This window comes from Nitrospira sp. (assembly GCA_024998565.1).
Taxonomy (GTDB): Bacteria; Nitrospirota; Nitrospiria; order Nitrospirales; family Nitrospiraceae; genus Nitrospira_A.
In genome coordinates, this window is sequence record JACOEM010000009.1 from 21,304 (window position 1) to 38,714 (window position 17,411).

General features: G+C 58.8%; 21 protein-coding genes. 12 read left to right on the forward strand and 9 right to left on the reverse strand.

Features of this window, described 5'->3' with window-relative positions; translation table 11 throughout:
* Nucleotides 1–266 precede the first annotated feature (266 nt).
* The 3 genes from H8K11_14565 to H8K11_14575 are packed head-to-tail and all read left to right on the forward strand — an operon-like array spanning nt 267 to nt 1,599.
* Complete coding sequence (locus tag H8K11_14565) at nt 267–710, forward strand: heavy metal-responsive transcriptional regulator (protein ID MCS6264975.1); 444 nt, start codon at nt 267–269, stop codon at nt 708–710.
* Nucleotides 707–1,102 (forward strand): carboxymuconolactone decarboxylase family protein, encoded by a 396-nt coding sequence (locus H8K11_14570; GenBank protein MCS6264976.1) that lies wholly within the window; start codon nt 707–709, stop codon nt 1,100–1,102. The genes H8K11_14565 and H8K11_14570 overlap by 4 nt, the downstream gene beginning before the upstream one ends.
* Nucleotides 1,099–1,599 (forward strand): hypothetical protein, encoded by a 501-nt coding sequence (locus H8K11_14575; protein ID MCS6264977.1) that lies wholly within the window; start codon nt 1,099–1,101, stop codon nt 1,597–1,599. The genes H8K11_14570 and H8K11_14575 overlap by 4 nt, the downstream gene beginning before the upstream one ends.
* Nucleotides 1,600–1,748: 149 nt before the next feature.
* On the opposite strand, the gene H8K11_14580 is transcribed toward H8K11_14575, so the two are convergent.
* The 3 genes from H8K11_14580 to H8K11_14590 form a co-directional block, all read right to left on the reverse strand.
* The gene (locus tag H8K11_14580; GenBank protein ID MCS6264978.1) at nt 1,749–2,891 is read right to left on the reverse strand and encodes a transposase; all 1,143 of its coding nucleotides are present in this window, start codon (nt 2,889–2,891) and stop codon (nt 1,749–1,751) included.
* A 139-nt stretch (nt 2,892–3,030) separates the two neighbouring features.
* Nucleotides 3,031–3,408, reverse strand: coding sequence for a hypothetical protein (locus tag H8K11_14585; GenBank protein MCS6264979.1), 378 nt, complete (start codon nt 3,406–3,408; stop codon nt 3,031–3,033).
* 108 nt (nt 3,409–3,516) lie between these two features.
* Nucleotides 3,517–3,873 (reverse strand): DsrE family protein, encoded by a 357-nt coding sequence (locus tag H8K11_14590; protein MCS6264980.1) that lies wholly within the window; start codon nt 3,871–3,873, stop codon nt 3,517–3,519.
* Nucleotides 3,874–4,125: 252 nt separating this feature from the next.
* On the opposite strand from H8K11_14590, the gene H8K11_14595 reads away from it, so the two are divergent.
* From H8K11_14595 to H8K11_14630, 8 genes are all read left to right on the forward strand, one after another.
* On the forward strand, nt 4,126–4,338 hold the full coding sequence (locus H8K11_14595) for a hypothetical protein (protein MCS6264981.1): 213 nt from the start codon (nt 4,126–4,128) through the stop codon (nt 4,336–4,338).
* Between the two features lie 298 nt (nt 4,339–4,636).
* Nucleotides 4,637–5,863 (forward strand): ISL3 family transposase, encoded by a 1,227-nt coding sequence (locus tag H8K11_14600; protein ID MCS6264982.1) that lies wholly within the window; start codon nt 4,637–4,639, stop codon nt 5,861–5,863.
* A 578-nt stretch (nt 5,864–6,441) separates the two neighbouring features.
* A complete protein-coding gene (locus tag H8K11_14605; protein MCS6264983.1) occupies nt 6,442–6,750 on the forward strand; it encodes a DUF2282 domain-containing protein in 309 nt (102 codons plus the stop codon).
* 11 nt (nt 6,751–6,761) lie between these two features.
* Complete coding sequence (locus tag H8K11_14610) at nt 6,762–7,607, forward strand: DUF692 domain-containing protein (GenBank protein ID MCS6264984.1); 846 nt, start codon at nt 6,762–6,764, stop codon at nt 7,605–7,607.
* Nucleotides 7,591–8,367, forward strand: coding sequence for a putative DNA-binding domain-containing protein (locus H8K11_14615; protein MCS6264985.1), 777 nt, complete (start codon nt 7,591–7,593; stop codon nt 8,365–8,367). Before H8K11_14610 ends, H8K11_14615 begins: the two co-directional genes overlap by 17 nt.
* The gene (locus H8K11_14620; protein ID MCS6264986.1) at nt 8,364–8,897 is read left to right on the forward strand and encodes a DoxX family protein; all 534 of its coding nucleotides are present in this window, start codon (nt 8,364–8,366) and stop codon (nt 8,895–8,897) included. The genes H8K11_14615 and H8K11_14620 overlap by 4 nt, the downstream gene beginning before the upstream one ends.
* Before the next feature lie 108 nt (nt 8,898–9,005).
* Nucleotides 9,006–10,268 carry a sulfite dehydrogenase gene (gene soxC / locus H8K11_14625; GenBank protein MCS6264987.1) on the forward strand — a complete coding sequence of 421 codons (1,263 nt, stop codon included), beginning with the start codon at nt 9,006–9,008 and terminating at the stop codon, nt 10,266–10,268.
* Nucleotides 10,255–10,812, forward strand: a complete 558-nt coding sequence (locus tag H8K11_14630; protein MCS6264988.1) for a c-type cytochrome — start codon at nt 10,255–10,257, stop codon at nt 10,810–10,812. The genes soxC and H8K11_14630 overlap by 14 nt, the downstream gene beginning before the upstream one ends.
* Before the next feature lie 32 nt (nt 10,813–10,844).
* Here the strand turns inward: H8K11_14630 and H8K11_14635 are convergent, their stop codons facing one another.
* The 3 genes from H8K11_14635 to H8K11_14645 all read right to left on the reverse strand — a co-directional run bounded on the left by H8K11_14635 (nt 10,845) and on the right by H8K11_14645 (nt 14,080).
* A complete protein-coding gene (locus tag H8K11_14635; protein ID MCS6264989.1) occupies nt 10,845–11,588 on the reverse strand; it encodes a DUF3047 domain-containing protein in 744 nt (247 codons plus the stop codon).
* A gap of 77 nt (nt 11,589–11,665) precedes the next feature.
* A complete protein-coding gene (locus tag H8K11_14640) occupies nt 11,666–13,219 on the reverse strand; it encodes a mercuric reductase (protein ID MCS6264990.1) in 1,554 nt (517 codons plus the stop codon).
* A gap of 42 nt (nt 13,220–13,261) precedes the next feature.
* Complete coding sequence (locus tag H8K11_14645) at nt 13,262–14,080, reverse strand: TVP38/TMEM64 family protein (protein MCS6264991.1); 819 nt, start codon at nt 14,078–14,080, stop codon at nt 13,262–13,264.
* A 445-nt stretch (nt 14,081–14,525) separates the two neighbouring features.
* Here H8K11_14645 and H8K11_14650 point away from each other — a divergent pair, with 445 nt between their 5' ends.
* A complete protein-coding gene (locus H8K11_14650; protein MCS6264992.1) occupies nt 14,526–15,227 on the forward strand; it encodes a Crp/Fnr family transcriptional regulator in 702 nt (233 codons plus the stop codon).
* A 119-nt stretch (nt 15,228–15,346) separates the two neighbouring features.
* On the opposite strand, the gene H8K11_14655 is transcribed toward H8K11_14650, so the two are convergent.
* The 3 genes from H8K11_14655 to H8K11_14665 form a co-directional block, all read right to left on the reverse strand.
* Nucleotides 15,347–16,198 carry a VacJ family lipoprotein gene (locus H8K11_14655; GenBank protein ID MCS6264993.1) on the reverse strand — a complete coding sequence of 284 codons (852 nt, stop codon included), beginning with the start codon at nt 16,196–16,198 and terminating at the stop codon, nt 15,347–15,349.
* A 209-nt stretch (nt 16,199–16,407) separates the two neighbouring features.
* A complete protein-coding gene (locus tag H8K11_14660) occupies nt 16,408–16,617 on the reverse strand; it encodes a DUF2934 domain-containing protein (protein ID MCS6264994.1) in 210 nt (69 codons plus the stop codon).
* 42 nt (nt 16,618–16,659) lie between these two features.
* Nucleotides 16,660–17,406 (reverse strand): TVP38/TMEM64 family protein, encoded by a 747-nt coding sequence (locus H8K11_14665; protein ID MCS6264995.1) that lies wholly within the window; start codon nt 17,404–17,406, stop codon nt 16,660–16,662.
* Between the last annotated feature and the right edge of the window lie 5 nt (nt 17,407–17,411).

Below are 17,411 nucleotides of genomic sequence, written 5' to 3' on the forward strand. Positions count from 1 at the left end.
TGGTCTATGTACCAATCCTTCCGGCCTACGTCAATCCGGTTCTCGTGAATTGGCGGGTGGTAAATGGTAACTGTACACGACGGACGAGCATGCAACTGTAAGCTGGCTTACAGTGACTATGCACCCGTCTTTCTATCGTCGAGGCGGCAGATCTGAGTCGCTGGTTCGTGAGGATTCTTACAGGAACGCGAGACAGGAAAAAAGCTTGTACCCCCATTGACTCAGTACCATGGTACGGGGTGTAGAGTCTCATCGGAGGTCAGAAGATGACAATTGGGTGCACCATCGGGCAACTCGCAAAAGCGGTCGGGGTCAATGTCCAGACCGTGCGGTACTACGAACGGCGCAGGCTGCTCGGTCCGTCTGCGCGCCGACCGTCGGGATACCGGATCTATGGCGAAGAGGAGGAACGACGGCTTCGGTTTATCAAGAACGCCCAAGCGCTGGGCTTCACGCTGCAAGAAATCGCCGAACTGTTGAATCTTCGTGTGAGTGTGCGGGCGCGTTGTGGCGACGTGCAGCGGAAGGCAGAAGCTAAATTACATGGCGTGGAAGCGAAGCTGGCAGACCTTCAGACGTTGGCCCGCGCGCTGCGCGGATTGATCCGCACCTGTCAGGCTGGTCAGCCCATCGATCGTTGTCAGATTTTGCACCATATAGAAAAAGCACAACCTGCCTCACATCAATCACAGAAACGGAGGACATCGTGACACGTCCGAACGACACACGGTTCATGGAATTGCGTCGCCTTAGTCCGCAAGTGACAGGCGGGTTGCTTCGCATGCGCCAGGCAGCCTATCGCGATGGGGCGGTTCCCGCCAAACATAAGCTCCTCACCGCGATGGCTATCTCCATCGCAATCCGATGCGAACCCTGCATTCGCGCCTATGTCCGGATGGCGCACGAGAAAGGGAGCACACAAGAAGAACTGATCGAATTCCTTGAGGTGGCCATGACCATGCAAGGTTGTCCCGGCGAGGAATGGGCGCTCAAAGCCTATGCCGCGTACAAGGAATCTATTGGTCCTGAGACGACTTCGGGTGCCGCAGGTTGCTGCGATCACCAAACGCCAAGCGATACCGATGAGGAGGTGGCCCCATGAAACGGCGAATTGTTCCCGTCCTGCTCATGAGCTTCACAGCACTCGCCTGGAACATTGGATTTTGGATTCAGCCAGTATCCGCAGCCAACATCCTGATCCATATGGAAACGTCGCTTGCCGTGGACGATACACAGATCTGCGCGGTGCCGAATGTCGCGTGGGCGGCGGTCATGGCGGGCCACAAGGTCACGATTCTGGTGGATGCGAGCGCCGTCACGCCAGTGACCAAGGGATTCGGGTGGTTCAGGAAGCTGACTGGGAGTAAGACCACCGCGCTTGATCGTGCCGGTTTGCCTGAGCGAGAATGGCAGAGCCTCTCCGAACAGATGGGCGTCCCGTTGGGACAGGTCCCGCACAATTACGGCGAGTATTTCGACGTTCTCAAGAGCAAGCTGGGCGTCGAGATCTATGGGAATCAGACCATGATGTCGCTCTACAAGATCGATCCGGACCGGGTCGCCGCTGCGGTCACCCCAATTCCACTAGCAGGCTGTTGACAAACTCGCCGTTTGAAACAGTTTCATTGGCACGGCGGTACTCACTCAGGTCTCTGTGTGGCGATTGGTCTGTCTGTTCTGGAGTGTGAGCCGTCCATTTTCTGTTCTCTCCTGTCCCCCCCCGCATAGCCCCAGCCCCTGTGGCTCCCTTAGGCCGGTGCCTGGAGTACGTTCGCCAGCCGTTTCAGATTCAGCAACCAGCCCATGAGATAGGCTTCGTCTCGGACCTGCAGGAGCCCTCGCCGTTGAAAGCGCCGGAAGCCGTGCCAGCATTTCGCCTCGCCCCAGAGTTCTTCGATCTTCTTCCGTGCCCGCTGCGAGAGGCGGTAGCCCACCGTCCGGCTCAGTCGTCGCACCCGCTGATGCACAGCCTCCCGGCCGGTGGTTTTGGTCGCAATGTGCGGCCAGATCCGCCGTCGCACAAGAGCCCTCAGGAATGGCTTCGCAAAATACCCCTTGTCCGCGCCCACGGTCTGAATCCGAAGATCGTGCTTCTTATGGAAAGTATCAATCAAGACCCGCCCGCCGTCCGTCTCGGAGGCCGGCCCTCGAAACGACTCGACATTGATCCCCAGCAGTAGCCGATGCCGATTCTCCATCAGGCCGTTCACGGTGTAGCCGACCATGGCCGCGGTCCCATTGCCTTTGTTGGCCAACTTGGCATCGGGATCCGTCGTGGAGACATGCGTCTGGTTCGAGCGCCGTTCCCCACGAAACGTGACCGTGGGATTCCCCGAATCCGGGTCCGGCTCCGACCCCGCATCGAGTGATCGAATCCGTTGCTTATAGTCCTCTGGCTTCAGCCATACTTCCATCGGAACAAAGCTCTTGTGCGAGGCATTGGCCTGGACCAGCGTCCCATCGAGTGTCGTATGATGCGACACTAGCTTCTGCGTGATCGCCAAGGCGACCGTCTCATCAAACAACCGTTCGAGCAGCCCACTCTCGGTAAAGCGCCGCTTCCGATTCTGTGAGAACGTCGAGTGCTCCCACGGCATCTGATCTAAATCCAGACCCACAAACCAGCGGAGCACCAGGTTCCCGCTCAGCTCGCGCACCAAGGCCCGTTCCGAGGTCACGCCCAGCAGATACCCGTCCAGGAGAGCCAGGAACAGTTGCTCGGGCGGAATGGACGGCCGCCCGGTCTCGGCATAGAGCGGCTCACAGAGCTGCCGGATTCGCACCGTGTCGATCAACGGGCGGATCTTCCGCATCGGATGATCGGCGGTCACATACTGCGCTAGATTGATGTGATAGAACATCGACGGCTGCGGATCGGCTGTGCCCATCATAGGGAAGGTCCTCCTGATGGAGAATCCTCTTATCATATCTCTCGCGAATGAGGGAGAGGGTTTGTCAACAGCCTGCTAGCCAAGATGGTGCAGTTGTTCGAGGCAGCGGAACAGATCCTGATCTATTAGGCAGTGGGTTTTAGAGGCGCGCCCGGCTTCTGAAGTAGTTCCAAACATCAATCGTATCGAGCACCAAGGACATGCCCATGGAGACCGATAAGACCAGCAAATAGCGTTTGAACGACGCCTCAGCGGCAGGGATCTGTGTCACGACATAGGCCAGCAGTGGAATCCATGGGAAGTGGCCGAGCCCGAGAATCTTTGTGAATCCATATCGTGCATAAAGTCCCATCATCAGCATAGCGCTCGCGAGAAAATTCAAAAGGATGAGCTGCGTGACCGCTTCCTGCCAGAAGGCGAGACTCGCCATGTTGACGAGCATGAGAAACAGCACCCACAGCGAAACCCAGAGGGGTTGCTGCAGCAAGTCGATGAAAAATCGTAACGGGTTTCTCATGGCCTGGATTTCTTTCCGACGTGAGCGTCAACCTATTGACGCTCAGCGAAAGGGACGGGCATCCGACCGTGGTGGTAGCGCCGGCTGGATGCCCGAAGGTTCACGACATTAGAACGTGATGACCTGATACCCCTGGGATACGAGTGTTTTAAAGCTCGGATGACCGTCGTATTCTCCCGTCAGCTTCACGCCGCAGGCCACGACCTGATCCTTCACCCCGAACGCGCCCGCGCAAAAGTCGCAGGCTCCGCTGATTCGATCCTTCACCGCCACGTACAGCCCGTGGGCCATGTGATCGGGCTTTTCCAGTGCCGGAATCCACTTGGGCCCGGCGCCGTCGAAAATGAGTTGGACGTCGTCGTGGGCGTCCTTGAACTCTTTGACGGCTTCCATCGCGTTCACCACACGACCCAACCCTTCATGCGTGTCTGTGTCGGCTAATACCACGATTGCAACTTTGGACATACGGCACTCCTTTCAGAACGAACAGGTGAATAGTAAGAGGTTGCTCCGTCTCATCGGCGGGACGGCTGCGGCGCGATACCGCAATAATCCGGGCACTCTACTGTGCAGCACACAAAATTTCTGTGGGCTGGATTACAAGTGCACGAAGAAAGAAGGGCGAACACGTGAGGTGCCTTACAGATCGGCGGTGAGGCATCCATTAGGATCGCACGCAAGGTAATCACATGTGTCCTACCCTCAAGGAGGTGAGCTGTGACTTGTGAACGATGCAACGGACTCATGGTCCGCGAACAGATTTTCGATCTTCAGGGGCGGAGCAGGAGCCTGTGCGTAGACGGCTACCGCTGCCTGATCTGCGGTGATGTGGTCGATACACTGATTCTTGAACGCCGAGAAGGGGCCACGGCTTCGGCCGGGCCCGTTCCGGTGACCAGTCCCCGTATGTCGCGGCAGGCGGCGGTTTAAGTCGAGAGTGATCGAAACGCAGACCACGCATCCCGTTCAACAGGGAGGCTCGCCATGACAGTGCTCGACGACCCATTGATGGCTTTACGTATTCAGCTCCAACAATTTCCCTGTCCTGCCTGTGGAGCCCACGAACTGATGCCGAGACTACAGTACGATTACTATCCTGATGGTGGGAAATCGTCGCTGGCAAGCTGTATCTCAATTACGATTCGACCATCCAAAGAAAATGGGGCGCTTCCGGGTTCAGCATGGGTAGGCTGAAAGGATAGCATGGTCGGCGAAGGAGGGACCGACCATGCAAGACACCGCGCTCTATCAGTACCTGCTGGGCCTGCAGTCGCCGTGGACCGTGAGCCGCGTGAACCTGGACGTGACAGGGCAACGCGTAGACGTGTGGGCCGAGCACCCGGAGGACGGGGCGGGGGCGTGTCCGCACTGCGCGAAGACGCTGCCGCTCTACGACCACGCCGAGGAGCGGACGTGGCGGCATCTGGACAGTTGCCAGTTCCAGACGTACTTGCATGCGCGCATTCCCCGCGTGAAGTGTGCCGAGCATGGCGTGGTGCAGGTCCTGGTGCCGTGGGCGGAACCGCGGTCGCGGTTCACGCTGCTCTTCGAGCGCCTGGCCATCGATGTGCTGCGGCAATGTGACGTGAGCGGCGCCACGCGGATCTTGCGGATCAGCTGGGACGAGGCGTGGGGGCTGATGGAGCGGGCGGTCAAGCGCGGCCGCCATCGCAAGACGCGCACGGTTGTGCGGCGGATCGGCGTCGATGAGAAGGCGGCCGCCAAGGGCCATCGCTACCTGACGCTGGTCTGCGACTTGGAGGAGGGGACGGTGAAGCACATCGCCGAAGACCGCAAGCAGGAGAGCCTGGAAGGCTACTACGCAGGGCTGTCACAGGAGCAGCTCGACGGCATCCAGGCGCTGGCCATGGACATGTGGGAGCCCTACATCCAGGCGACGCGGGCGCGGGGGCCCAAAGCAGCGGAGAAGATCGTCTTCGACCGCTTCCACGTCATGGGTCATGTCGGCAAGGCGGTGGACACGGTGCGTAAGCAGGAGCACCGGGACCTGATGGCGTCAGGCGACGAGACGCTGAAGGGCAGCAAGTACCTGTGGCTCTACAGCCGGGAGAACGTGCCGGAGCGGCGGCGCGACGAGTTCGACGCGCTGATGCGCCAGGAGTTAAAAGTCGGGCGGGCGTGGGCGATCAAAGAGGCCCTACGCCGTCTGTGGCACTACGTCTACCCCGCGTCAGGCTGGAAGTTCTGGAAACGGTGGTACTTCTGGGCAACGCATAGCCGTCTTGAGCCGATCCGCAAGGCAGCCGAGACCGTCTGCCGGCACATCGATAACATCCTGACCTACTCCCAGCATCCGGTCACCAACGCGATGAGCGAGGGGCTCAACAGCCAGATCCAGAAGATCAAGAGCATGGCCTGCGGCTTCCGCAATACCGAGCACTTCAAGACGGCGATCTACTTCCACTGCGGAGGACTCGATCTGTACCCATGCTGAACCCGGAAGCGCCCATTTTTTCAACTGTAAGGCAGCTCACAGACCTTTCATGTGGCTGATGGCAAGTTATGTATGAAGAATATATTTGCAAGTCTAGATGTATGCATGCGCTTTCGATGGACGAAAACGCATCAACCCGTCTACCACTATCACAAAGGAGGGGCAACCCATGTCAATGATGTGCAGTATGCAGGGATGCACGAAGGAGCACGGAATGTGCGGACACGAAAAGATGATGCTCGCGATGGTGGTGATGTTCATGAGCGGAGCAGCGGCCTACTGGCTTCTCGGGTAACCGGTCGGCGGCTTCTCCATACCACTCGCAGCGAGGCATGGGCGGCGCCTGGATGCGGATTGCCAACTGTAAGCTGCCTCACAGCGGCCAGGCCGCATCGGTAGTAGCCTATCGAAACAATGAGTAGCTCCAGAACACATCTCTCGCCGTACTGAAAGGAGGATCGTATGTAGCCGAACTAAATCCGTCCTGAACTGCGCATGTTCGGTATCGAGTGTCATTTCCAATAGCATTGCAACTAACAAAGGAGACTCCCATGAACGCAACGACGAAGAAGCGTGCCATGATTCATTCCGCACTGTTGGTGGCCTTGAGTCTTGCAGGCGCCGAAGCCGCGAATGCCGCACCGAAGATGGCGGAAATGCCGGCCGGCTGGGAGGCTTGCGGGGGCGTGGCCAAGGCGGGCATGAACGATTGCGCGGTCAAGACCAGCCTCCATTCCTGTGTGGGCCAGTCCAAGACCGACAATGAGGCCGATTCCTATGTGTTCCTGCCGAAAGGATTGTGCGCGAAGATCGCGAAGGGCGCCGTGTTGCCCATTACGAAAGACGATCTGGCGAAGATGAAAGAAATGATGATGAAGAAGATGTAGGACGACCAGCGATGTCTGTTCAACATCCCGCCCCGATCCCGGCACAGGCCGGGATCGGACTGCGGGCACATCATTTTCGTGAAATTCTGGACGCGCCGCCGCCGGTCGCTTGGATGGAAACCTATCCGGAGAATTATTTCGGCGATGGCGGCGCGCCCCTGCGCATCCTCGAACGCATCAGAGCCCGATACCCGCTGAGCTTTCACGGCGTCGGCTTGTCGTTAGGCTCCACTGATCCGATGGACCATGCCCATATCGGCAAACTGAACGCCTTGATCGATCGCTTCGAGCCGGCATTCGTGTCGGAACATCTGTCTTGGAGTTCCGTCGGCGGTCGCTTCTTCAACGATCTCTTGCCGCTTCCCTATACCGCAGAGAGTCTCGACCATATTTGCGCCAGGATCGACGAAGCCCAGAATCTGTTGAAGCGCCCCTTGCTGATCGAGAATATCACTCGGTATCTGACCTGGCAGGATTCGCCGATTTCTGAAGGCGCCTTCCTGTCCGAGATGGCCGGGAGAACCGGCTGCGGCATTCTGCTCGATCTCAACAACGTTTACGTCAACGCCGTCAACTTCCATACTGATCCGCTGGATATGCTGATGGCGATTCCGGCTGAGGCCGTCTGGGAGATCCATCTGGCGGGATTCGATCGCTTCGGTCGCATGCTGATCGATACCCACGGTCAGCCCGTGTACCCGGAAGTCTGGGGCCTGTATGAGTGGACGATCCACCACTTCGGCCCGCGCCCGACGTTGATTGAGTGGGATACCAATCTCCCGCCGCTGTCCGTACTGGTCGAGCAAGCCACACAGGCGGATGCCATTCTGGGGGCATGCCATGTCACGACTGCGTGAACAACAGCAAGCCTTTGGCGAGGCGATCGTCGAAGGGAAGTCCCATGCGGCCACGGCAGCGATGGCGGCGGATGGGTTAGCTCTACGAAGCGTGGCGCTCTACCGCCGGCTGATTCGTAACAACTATACTCAGGTGCTGAAGATCACCTATCCAGTGCTGCATCGGTTTACCGGCGACTGCTATTTCGGTGTGCTCGCGCGCGGGTATATCAAGAAATATCCCTCGACCAGCGGCGATCTGTTTTTCTATGGACGCCACCTCCCGGCCTGGCTGCAACAGATCGACGCTCCCTTGCTCCTCATCGCGCTGGCACGGCTCGAATGGGCCTGTCACGAGGTGTATCAAGCGGCGGATTCGTCCTCGCTGTCTTCTGACCAACTGCAGGCCATGGTCTCGGCGGATCCCTCGCGCGTCAGGGTCCAGTTTCATCAGACTGCGCGGTTCCAGTCCTTTCCCGTACCAGTCCATCGAGTTTGGCTGGCACTGCAACCGGGCGCATCGCCGGACGATGTCGTCGACTTGCCGCTTCCTGAGGAACAGACCGGCGTCATCGTAACGCGAAGCGACGGGAAGGTGCAGGTGACGCCGCTGGCCTGGCTGGACTATCGGGTGGCAGAAGTCTTGTCGCAAGGCGCCGATGTGGCGTCGATCGAGCAGATGGCGTTGGAGTTCGAGCCTGAGTTCGATTTCGCCAAATTGATGACCACTCTGCTGAGCCTGCATGTGATTGCCGGATGTTCCGTAGAGGAGGATCGATGATACGCCACCAGAGCCTGTCGAGACGCGCGGTCGATTGTGCCGTGCCAGCCTATCTGCGACTGGTGCAGGGGCTGGAGGCGCTGATTCCCCTGTTCGACCTCTCCGTCCGCCTGTACCTTGCGAACATCTTTTGGAAAGGCGGGATGGTCAAGCTTTCCAGTTGGATGTCCACCGTGATGCTCTTCACCATGGTCTACGATGTGCCCGTCCTGCCGCCCGAAATGGCGGCCTACCTGTCCACGGCCGTTGAACTCGGTGGCTCGTTTCTGCTGGCGATCGGCCTGGCCGGACGATGGGCGGCCCTCTCGCTCTTCGGACTGAACATCGTCGCCGCGCTCTCCTATGGCCAGCTGTCCGAGGCCGCGTTGCAAGAGGCCTTCTATTGGGGAGTTCTGTTTCTGTACCTCGTCCTGCATGGACCGGGGTTGATCTCAGTAGATGCCTTGCTGGATCGCTTCTATCGGCGAAGGCGCGCCATGAGCATTGCCAATGAAACTGTATACAAACAGCCCGTCCCTCACAATGCGTGATGTGGCAATGCCGGCGCTTACAATATTTCGTTTTTCAGACATTTGCTTCATCACAGCCACAGAGGTCAGACTGATTGATGCGAAACCCCTGACTTAATCGGTGGACACATGAGCTCACCCGATCAAGAGAAGTCCGATCCTTCGAATCGAGAAACACCAGAAGAGGAACCCGTCGGCCGGCGGATATGGTTGACTCGCGCCGTTTCGGCAATGGGCCTCACAGCCGCTGGCTGGATCGCCCCGTCGCTGCTACCGGCCGTGGAACAGAACCACACCGATCCCACGCGGATCCCGGGCCGCATGCCCAGCCCCTATGGCTCCCGCGCATCGACAGAAACCACCCAGCGCCTGACTACCGCGACCCATTCTCTGACGCCGCACCAATCCTTGCACGGCATCATCACCCCCTCCGCACTGCACTTCGAGCGCCACCACAACGGCGTGCCGGCCATCGATTCCGATCGCCACCGGCTCCTGATTCATGGACTGGTCGAACGGCCGCTCAGCTTTTCCATAAACAATCTCATGCGGTTCCCTTCCGTGACGCGCACGATGTTCATTGAATGCTCCGGCAACTCGGGGAAAGAGTGGAAAGGTCCGACGGGGAAAACGGTCCAAGAGACGCATGGGCTCATGAGCACCAGCGAGTGGACGGGCGTGCCGCTTGCGACGGTGTTGACGGAGGCAGGCATCAAGCCGGACGCTACCTGGGTACTGGCCGAAGGCAGCGATGCCGCCGTCATGACGCGCAGCCTGCCGCTGGCGGACGTGCTGAAGGACGCACTCCTCTGCTATGGGCAAAATGGCGAGGCGCTTAGGCCTGAGCAAGGCTATCCGCTCCGGCTGGTGATCCCCGGCTGGGAAGGCAACACCTGCATCAAGTGGTTGCGACGGCTCAAACTCGGCGCCGCGCCCTTCATGACACGCGAGGAAACGTCGCGCTATACCGATCTCATGCCGGATGGCGCCGCTCGGCAATTTACCTTCGTCATGGAAGCCAAGTCGGTCATCACGAGTCCGTCGGGTGGCCAGCGGATCGAGCCGGGCTTCGTCGAGATTCGTGGGCTTGCCTGGAGCGGGCGGGGCTTGGTGAAAGCGGTTGAAGTCAGCACGGACGGAGGACAGACCTGGCAGCCGGCGCAGCTCCAAGAACCGGTGCTTTCACACTGTCACACGCGCTTCCGGTTTGGATGGCGTTGGGACGGCGAAGAAACGATCCTGCAAAGCCGCTGCACTGATGACAGCGGCTATGTCCAGCCGACCAGAGCCGCGCTCGTCGCTGCCAGGGGAGTCCATTCGTCGTATCACTACAATGCGATTCAGAGTTGGAAAGTGGGGCGAGACGGACAGGTGACGAATGTACACGTCTAATACAGCCTCGCGCCTGCTATCAGCCCTCGGATTGTTTTTGCTTCTTGGTGGAGTTGCTAGGGCTGAGGAGCCGCCGTTGTATGGATTTGGACGCATGGCCACCCCTGCAGAAATCAGCGCATGGAATATCGACATCGATCCGACCGGGGCAGGGTTGCCGCCAGGCCGGGGGACCGTTCCACAAGGAGCAGGCATCTACGCAAACAAGTGCGCCATCTGCCACGGACCAACCGGCACCGAAGGGCCCAAGGATCGACTGGTCGGCGGCCACGGTTCGCTGGCCACAGACCAGCCCATCAAAACCATCGGCAGCTACTGGCCCTATGCGACGACTCTGTACGACTATATCTATCGCGCCATGCCGTTGACGGCGCCACAATCCCTGACGCCTGACGAGAGCTATTCGGTCGTCGCCTGGCTGTTGCATCAAAACGGCATCGTCCCCGCCGACGCCGTGATCGATGCGCAGACACTTCCGCGCGTCACGATGCCCAATCGTGCGGGGTTCGTCTCGGACCCACAACCAGATGTGCCGTTTCGCTGATGGCTCAAGCGTCCACCCTATCTCTGCCCTGACTACTCCACCCTCTTCTTGAACGCGATATCCCCATAGTAGGCCTCGGCTGACTCACCGGTATTGTCCGTATCCGTCATGATCGCCACGCCGGAAATCATCGGCGGGTCTTGGCCGAACGCCCGCTTGTAGTCTTCATAGACATTGCGCTCTTCGGTAATCCAGATGTCGCGTTTGGCCGGCCCGCTTTCTACCACGATCATGTGGACTTGATCGGTATAGGGATTCGGCACCGTGGTGCCTACCGGCGCGCGGCTTTCCCAGATATAGTTGATGGCGCCCAGCGGCGGATATTGGCCATAGATCAGCCTGGCCGCTTCGTATTTTGCCTTGCCGAAGAGCCCGACTTCCTGGCTGTCGTATTGGAAGGTGACATAGAGGCGGGCGGGGTAATCGTCTCCTTCTTTCTTGGCCACGTCCCCGGCCTTCAAGATATTCGAGACTTTCCACTGCCATTGAATGATCGGATATTCCTTCGGATCGATCAGAATTTCTTTCGTCAGTCCCGAAGAGGAGGCCTGACTGGCTGCTTTGACGGCGACGCGGTCGCTGTCTTTCACGAGGCGGTACGTCGTGTGCTGGGAGATCTTCGGAAAGGTGAGTGGCTTCCAGCCGTTGGGCCAAGGCCCATCCGGCGTTGCCGCAGAAAACGTGCCGATCTCTACTCTCGCTGGGGATTCAGCTTGCAGGAAATTCGGCTCACCGAGAATCGTACCGGCGGCAACCAGAAATGCGATGCTGATCATGAAGATCGAAATACGGAATGCCATACGCTGTGTCCTCTCGTCCAATGGTGTGAAAAGTCCCTGAACCGTCCCCACTTCTATTTTCTCGTCCACGAAAACCACTTACTGAGGATGTTCTTTTGTCGTGAGGTGAAGGTGGTCTTGCGCCAGGCATTGGCCACCCTCTTCACGACTTCGCCCTGTGTGGGATAGGGATGAATCGTCGACGCCAGGGTCTTCAAGCCCAGTCCGGCGTTCATGGCAAGTGTGAACTCATTGATCAAATCGCCGGCATGGGCCGCGACAATCGTGGCCCCCAAAATGCGATCCGTTCCTGCCTCCACATGGACCTTGGCAAAGCCCTCTGCTTCACCATCGAGCACCGCCCGGTCCACCTCGTCTAAGCGATGCGTGAACGTCTCCACCTTGTGCCCCTTCTCCTTCGCCTCAGCTTCGTAGAGGCCGACGTGGGCGATCTCCGGATCGGTGTAGGTTGCCCAGGGAATGACCAGCGAACTGACCCGTGCTGTGCCGAGCCCGAAGGGATGGGGAAAGAGCGCGCTCTGAATGACGATCTGAGCCATGGCGTCCGCCGCATGCGTAAACTTGTAGCGGGAGCAAATATCCCCGGCCGCATAGATATTCGGATTGGTCGTGCGGAGATGGTCGTTGACCGTGACGCCCGTCTTGTCGTAGTCAACACCGGCAGCCTCCAAGCCAAGACCGTCCACGTTCGGCTTACGCCCTGCGCCCACGAGTATGTGGTCGACCGTAATGTCATACGCCCGGCCATGCGAACCGCCCGTCAGCCGCTTGCCGGTCTCCGTCTTCTGGATCGTCAACTCCTTGCCGCAACAGAATAAGGTCACCCCGTCGCGAACCAGGGCTTGCTCGACAAGGTCCGCCGCATCGCGATCTTCATTCGGCATGATCCCGTGTAACGCCTCAATGAGGTACACCTGACTACCGAACCGGGCAAAGGCTTGCGCCAGCTCACAGCCGATGGGCCCTGCTCCAATGATCGCCAGCCTCGCCGGCAGCTCGGTTAACGAAAAGATGGTTTCGTTGGTCAAATAGCCCGCCTCTTGTAGTCCTGGGATGGGTGGCGCGGAGGCCCGTGCGCCGGTGCAGATGACGGCCTTGGCGAAGTCTAATGTCGCGCTGCCGACCTGCACGGTCTGCGCGCTGGTGAATTGCGCCTGGCCCAGGTATACATCGACGCCCAGGCCGGTAAACCGCTGAGCCGAATCCGTCCGGCTGAGTTGGGCGCGCAGTGTCCGCATGCGCGTCATGACGGCGGGGAAATCCTCCTTCGCCGCGCCAGGGAAGTGGATGCCGAACTCCTCACCTTTTCGAACATCAGCCCAAGCACGCGAGGCCCGGATTAAGGCTTTGGAGGGCACGCATCCGACGTTCAAGCAGTCGCCGCCCATGAGGTGCCGTTCGATCAGTGCGACTTTTGCCCCTAGGCCGGCCGCAATGGCCGCCGTCACGAGTCCGGCCGTTCCACCTCCAATGACCACCAGGTTATATTGACCAGTCGGTGTCGGGTTCACCCAATTTGGTGGATGGACGTAGTTGATCAAGCGTTGATTATGTTCATCGTCGGGTAGCATCACGTTGGAAGAAACAGTCTTCTCAGGCGCGCTCATGGGAAGGGTCCTTTCGGTTGATGAGGGGGCAACGAGTCTCGTTCATGGGTGAAAGGGAGCCTCTGTACGATTCGCCGGTTCAACCGGCTTGCCGGCGAATCGTCGGTACAGCATCGGCACCAGGGCAAGCAGTCCCAGCAAGGTGAACGCCAGGATCACATTGGGCGACGCAATTTCTTTGAGCGAATTGATGGTCCCCAGCTGCCGCCCGGCGTAGGCATAGACGAAGCTGCCCGGCACAATGCCCAGAGCCGTTGCGATCACGTAGGTGCCGAGGCGGACCCGCGTCAGGCCCGACACCAAGTTGACCAAGAAAAATGGAAATAACGGAACAAGTCGAAGCGTCACGAGGTAGCTGAAGGCGTTCTTTGCAAACCCCTCTTGAATCGGACCCAGCTTCTGGCCGAACTTCTGCTCGACCCACCCGCGCAAGAGATAGCGAGCGGTCAAAAACGCGAGCGTGGCTCCGCCGGTCGCCCCGAGATTCACGAAGGCTGTGCCCCACAGGCTCCCGAAGAGAAAGCCTCCGACGAGGGTCAATATCGTGGCGCCTGGAAGCGACAAGCCGGTGACCAGACTGTAGGTGACGATAAAGCTCGCCACGGCGGCGGCGTGATGTTCGTCAGTGAAGGCCAGGAGCCGATCACGGTTCGCTTTCACCGTATCCAGCGTGAGATACGCATCCAGGTCAAACCAGAAGAATGCGCCGATGGCGAGTCCGATCGCTGCGGCGAAGATAATTTTGCCGAAGCGTGCCTCGTTCGACGATTCGGAGGGCAATGAACCTTGATGAGATGGTTGCGTCGGACGTGCTGTCTCGCACGTGCCCGAATGTTCTACGGCACAGGGTATTTCCTTCATGGTGCTCCCTTCGATCGGCAGATTAAGGCCAAGCATCTGGTCTGGCTTAGCAGCCCGGAAAAAATCCGCCAGCGGCGTTCTCGCGGCATTCAGAGGCTCACCGTACGGCGTGAGTACGATTCGCCGCTTCGCTTGCTGCGGCCTTGCGGGAAGCCTTTTTGCGCAACCTGGTAGATCGGTCTGTTCGTGAGGAATGTTCTCTCGTCATGGCGTCAGGGTAACTCAATTCCTGAAGTGAATCTGTGAGCCAATTCACAAAGCAAAGGGTAGATGGAATACGAGGAAAGGCTGCGTCTTTTATGGAGCGTTGCCGGTCGGCTGGAACTGTAAGCTACCTTACGGTTTGTTTCGGGCCAGAGCGAAGACAATCTGGGGCGAAAATTACTGCGCTTGCCTTCATGCAGGCAAGCGAGTAGGGTGATACCACCTCAGCGAGCCGATTCTTATGAGCCAACCACAAACCGCTCCCAACAAGCTCTGGTTCCTCAAGCACATACGATTGTTCGACGGGGTTTCTCCTTCCGAAATGCAAGAGATGGAGAAGATCACCCGCATGGAAGAGGTCAAGAAACGACAGCCGTTGTATCTTCCCGGCGATCCGAGCAGCAACGTGTATCTTCTTAAAAAGGGGCGTGTCAAGATTGCCAATACCGCGCCCAACGGGAAAGAAGTCACCTTCGACATCCTGGAGCCGGGAGAAGTCTTTGGTGAACTTGACGTATTAGACGACGCCCCCCGATCGACTTCGGCCGAAACGCTCGATGACGCAGTCATCTGTGTGATCCCGCGAAAAGATTTCGATCAATATTTGGCCATGCATCCCACCGTCATGTTCAAGCTGACCAAGCTTATCGGTCTGCGGCTCAAAAAAATCCAAAGCCGCGTCGAAGATCTCGTCTTTCGTGATGTGCCGGCCCGCCTGGCGCACTTGCTCCTGGAGTTGAGCAAAAGCGATGGCGTGGCTGAGAACCAGGGAATTCGTCTCAAAGTCAAGTTGACTCATCAGGAAATGGCCAACCTGATCGGCTGTAGCCGTGAGACCGTGAGTGCCAGTATGGGGCAGTTCCGGGACGATGGCCTGATAGAGATGGACGGCCGCACGATCACCCTCGTGAATGAAAAGGGGTTGACCGACCTCCTTGGCTGATCCCGATACCTCGCGCTGCAGGCCCCTGCCTTCCAAGTCCCGGCCGACGAGGGGGGAGGTGTCCTGAGAATCTTACCGAAGCGGAGCCACTTCAGGTAAAAGTCATCTGGTTCAGGCGCTCACTCTCGAACCGCCTTCGCGCGCTTCTGCAAGTACGCGTTACGGACCGCCGCATAGAGATCGAGCGTCGCTTCTTCCACGCCTTGGAATTTTTCCAGGTTGAGAGCACGGTCGTTCGTGATTTCTTCAACGCGCCTTCCAATCTGCGCAATGGACGTCGTCATCCGATTCTTATGAGCGATGACCGATGGTACTCCTTTGACCTCAATGAGCGGCAAGACCAGCCAGTTGATAGGGTCCAGGAAGACGTCCACGGTGTATCCGAACGCGTCGCGGAGACTGAACGGTGGCATAAGCGGAAGGACCAGATAGGGACCCGGTGCGACGCCATAGAAACCGAGCGTCTGGCCGGTGTCCTCTTCCGGCGTCTGCAAATCCATGTGCGTGGCGATATCCAGGAAGCCTCCGACGCCGAGCGTCGAGTTTATGAGGAATCGGCCCATCTCCACGCCGGCCCCTGTGACCTTACCTTGAAAGAGGTTGTTCATGAAGCGCGGCACGAATCGCAGGCTGAAGAAAAAGTTGCTGACGCCGATTTGCGCCACGTCGGGCATGACAATATCGTAGCCTTGGGCGACCGGTTTCAGTACGAACCGGTCTATCTTGTGGTTAAGCTCGAACATTACGACATTAAACGGCTCCCACGGGTCGTATTCCACGCCCGTCGTTCCTTCCGATGCAGCGAAGGGATCGAAAAACTCATCGTGATCGGACGTCTTGCCTACGGCCTCAGGGGATCCCTCACGGGGTGAGGTCGGCTGAGGCTCCAAGGCCACGTGTGAGGACGCCGAGATGGGCGTTGCGTCTCCGGGATGAGCGACGGCGCGGGCCATGCTGCATCCCGCGATCATCGCGGCGCTCATTGCCACAACACCGGAGAGCGCCCACACGAGGGCATTCCGTCCTGGCTCGACTTCGGAGTCCGAATTAACCCTCCTGAACCTCACACCTTCTTCTGACATCGTCCGTGTTGCCTTTCTTCTTGCATATGTGGTCGCTCCCTTCCGACACGGGATTCGGAGCATGATCAGCCATGCACAGGTCGCCAAGTACGACGGGGCTATCCCCGTCGGTTGAGTCGGCCCCGGTACTGTTCGAGAACTCTCCGTTCCGCCTTCAGCCAGTGCTCGAGATCGTGGCCGTCCTCATAGCCGCACTGGCAGTAGAACTGATGGGCGAGTTGCTGGATCTCCTCTCGTATCTGTGCTGAGAGCGGAAGCTCCGGTGTGGTGACTCGCGTGCTCTCTTTACCGGGCGTCTTGATTTTCATCACATCCTCCTATTGGTGAACGGGTTTGGGATTCAGCTCATATTACGGCAGCGGTCTTCCACATGAGGCGCAGGGGCCCTCAACCGTCGTCGCGAGGGAAGCCTGAAGCACAGGCATGTCTCCGCGTAGCAGCCGAACCCAGCGCGCCGTTGGGTATCGGACTACCAATTTCGGAAGCAGGAGCAGCAAGGCCACCATGGCGCCGCCAAGCAGGATCAACACCCATTCGCCTGAGACCACGTGGTTTCCGGCATAGGTCAACAGCACGGTGGGACCGATCATCCCCAGCAACGTAGCCACCGCGAAGGTGCGAAGGGACATCGTGGTGAGTCCCGCTCCATAACTGACGAGGTCGAAGGAAAACACCGGCAGAAGTCGGGATAAAAAGACAAAGATCGCCAAGTGCCGATCGGAGCAGCGTTCGCAGAATCTGATTTCCGTCCTGAGTATTCTCGTGAGCGCCGCCCGCCCCAAAAAACGACCGATCAGAAAGCTGAGGACGGCTCCGAATTCCGCGCCGATGACGGCATAGGTAGTGCCAAGTGGCACGCCGAACGCTGCGCCGGCCGCCAAGTCCAAGGGCAAACTGGGGATCGGGCTAATGACGACGGCCGCGGCCATGAGGAGCATGAACAGCAGAGGCCCGAAGGCGCCTGCCTCGCGAAGCCAGCCTGCAAGCCGGTCGGGATGGAGCCATTCTCCAAGATCCAGCGCCGTCGCCGTCCCATAAATTCCGAGCGCCAAAACGAGTAACACTCCAAGCTTGAACCAGGCGGTTCTGTGTCTCATTCCTC

What these genes read in the sequence shown, in the direction of transcription:
- H8K11_14650 (MCS6264992.1), top strand. Translation starts at nt 14,526, where the DNA reads ATGAGCCAACCACAAACCGCTCCCAACAAGCTCTGGTTCCTCAAGCAC.
- H8K11_14575 (MCS6264977.1), top strand. Translation starts at nt 1,099, where the DNA reads ATGAAACGGCGAATTGTTCCCGTCCTGCTCATGAGCTTCACAGCACTC.
- H8K11_14620 (MCS6264986.1), top strand. Translation starts at nt 8,364, where the DNA reads ATGATACGCCACCAGAGCCTGTCGAGACGCGCGGTCGATTGTGCCGTG.
- H8K11_14605 (MCS6264983.1), top strand. Translation starts at nt 6,442, where the DNA reads ATGATTCATTCCGCACTGTTGGTGGCCTTGAGTCTTGCAGGCGCCGAA.
- H8K11_14600 (MCS6264982.1), top strand. Translation starts at nt 4,637, where the DNA reads ATGCAAGACACCGCGCTCTATCAGTACCTGCTGGGCCTGCAGTCGCCG.
- H8K11_14630 (MCS6264988.1), top strand. Translation starts at nt 10,255, where the DNA reads ATGTACACGTCTAATACAGCCTCGCGCCTGCTATCAGCCCTCGGATTG.
- H8K11_14615 (MCS6264985.1), top strand. Translation starts at nt 7,591, where the DNA reads ATGTCACGACTGCGTGAACAACAGCAAGCCTTTGGCGAGGCGATCGTC.
- H8K11_14610 (MCS6264984.1), top strand. Translation starts at nt 6,762, where the DNA reads ATGTCTGTTCAACATCCCGCCCCGATCCCGGCACAGGCCGGGATCGGA.
- H8K11_14660 (MCS6264994.1), bottom strand. Translation starts at nt 16,617, where the DNA reads ATGAAAATCAAGACGCCCGGTAAAGAGAGCACGCGAGTCACCACACCG.
- H8K11_14580 (MCS6264978.1), bottom strand. Translation starts at nt 2,891, where the DNA reads ATGATGGGCACAGCCGATCCGCAGCCGTCGATGTTCTATCACATCAAT.
- H8K11_14640 (MCS6264990.1), bottom strand. Translation starts at nt 13,219, where the DNA reads ATGAGCGCGCCTGAGAAGACTGTTTCTTCCAACGTGATGCTACCCGAC.
- H8K11_14590 (MCS6264980.1), bottom strand. Translation starts at nt 3,873, where the DNA reads ATGTCCAAAGTTGCAATCGTGGTATTAGCCGACACAGACACGCATGAA.
- soxC (MCS6264987.1), top strand. Translation starts at nt 9,006, where the DNA reads ATGAGCTCACCCGATCAAGAGAAGTCCGATCCTTCGAATCGAGAAACA.
- H8K11_14645 (MCS6264991.1), bottom strand. Translation starts at nt 14,080, where the DNA reads ATGAAGGAAATACCCTGTGCCGTAGAACATTCGGGCACGTGCGAGACA.
- H8K11_14565 (MCS6264975.1), top strand. Translation starts at nt 267, where the DNA reads ATGACAATTGGGTGCACCATCGGGCAACTCGCAAAAGCGGTCGGGGTC.
- H8K11_14655 (MCS6264993.1), bottom strand. Translation starts at nt 16,198, where the DNA reads ATGATCGCGGGATGCAGCATGGCCCGCGCCGTCGCTCATCCCGGAGAC.
- H8K11_14665 (MCS6264995.1), bottom strand. Translation starts at nt 17,406, where the DNA reads ATGAGACACAGAACCGCCTGGTTCAAGCTTGGAGTGTTACTCGTTTTG.
- H8K11_14585 (MCS6264979.1), bottom strand. Translation starts at nt 3,408, where the DNA reads ATGAGAAACCCGTTACGATTTTTCATCGACTTGCTGCAGCAACCCCTC.
- H8K11_14635 (MCS6264989.1), bottom strand. Translation starts at nt 11,588, where the DNA reads ATGATCAGCATCGCATTTCTGGTTGCCGCCGGTACGATTCTCGGTGAG.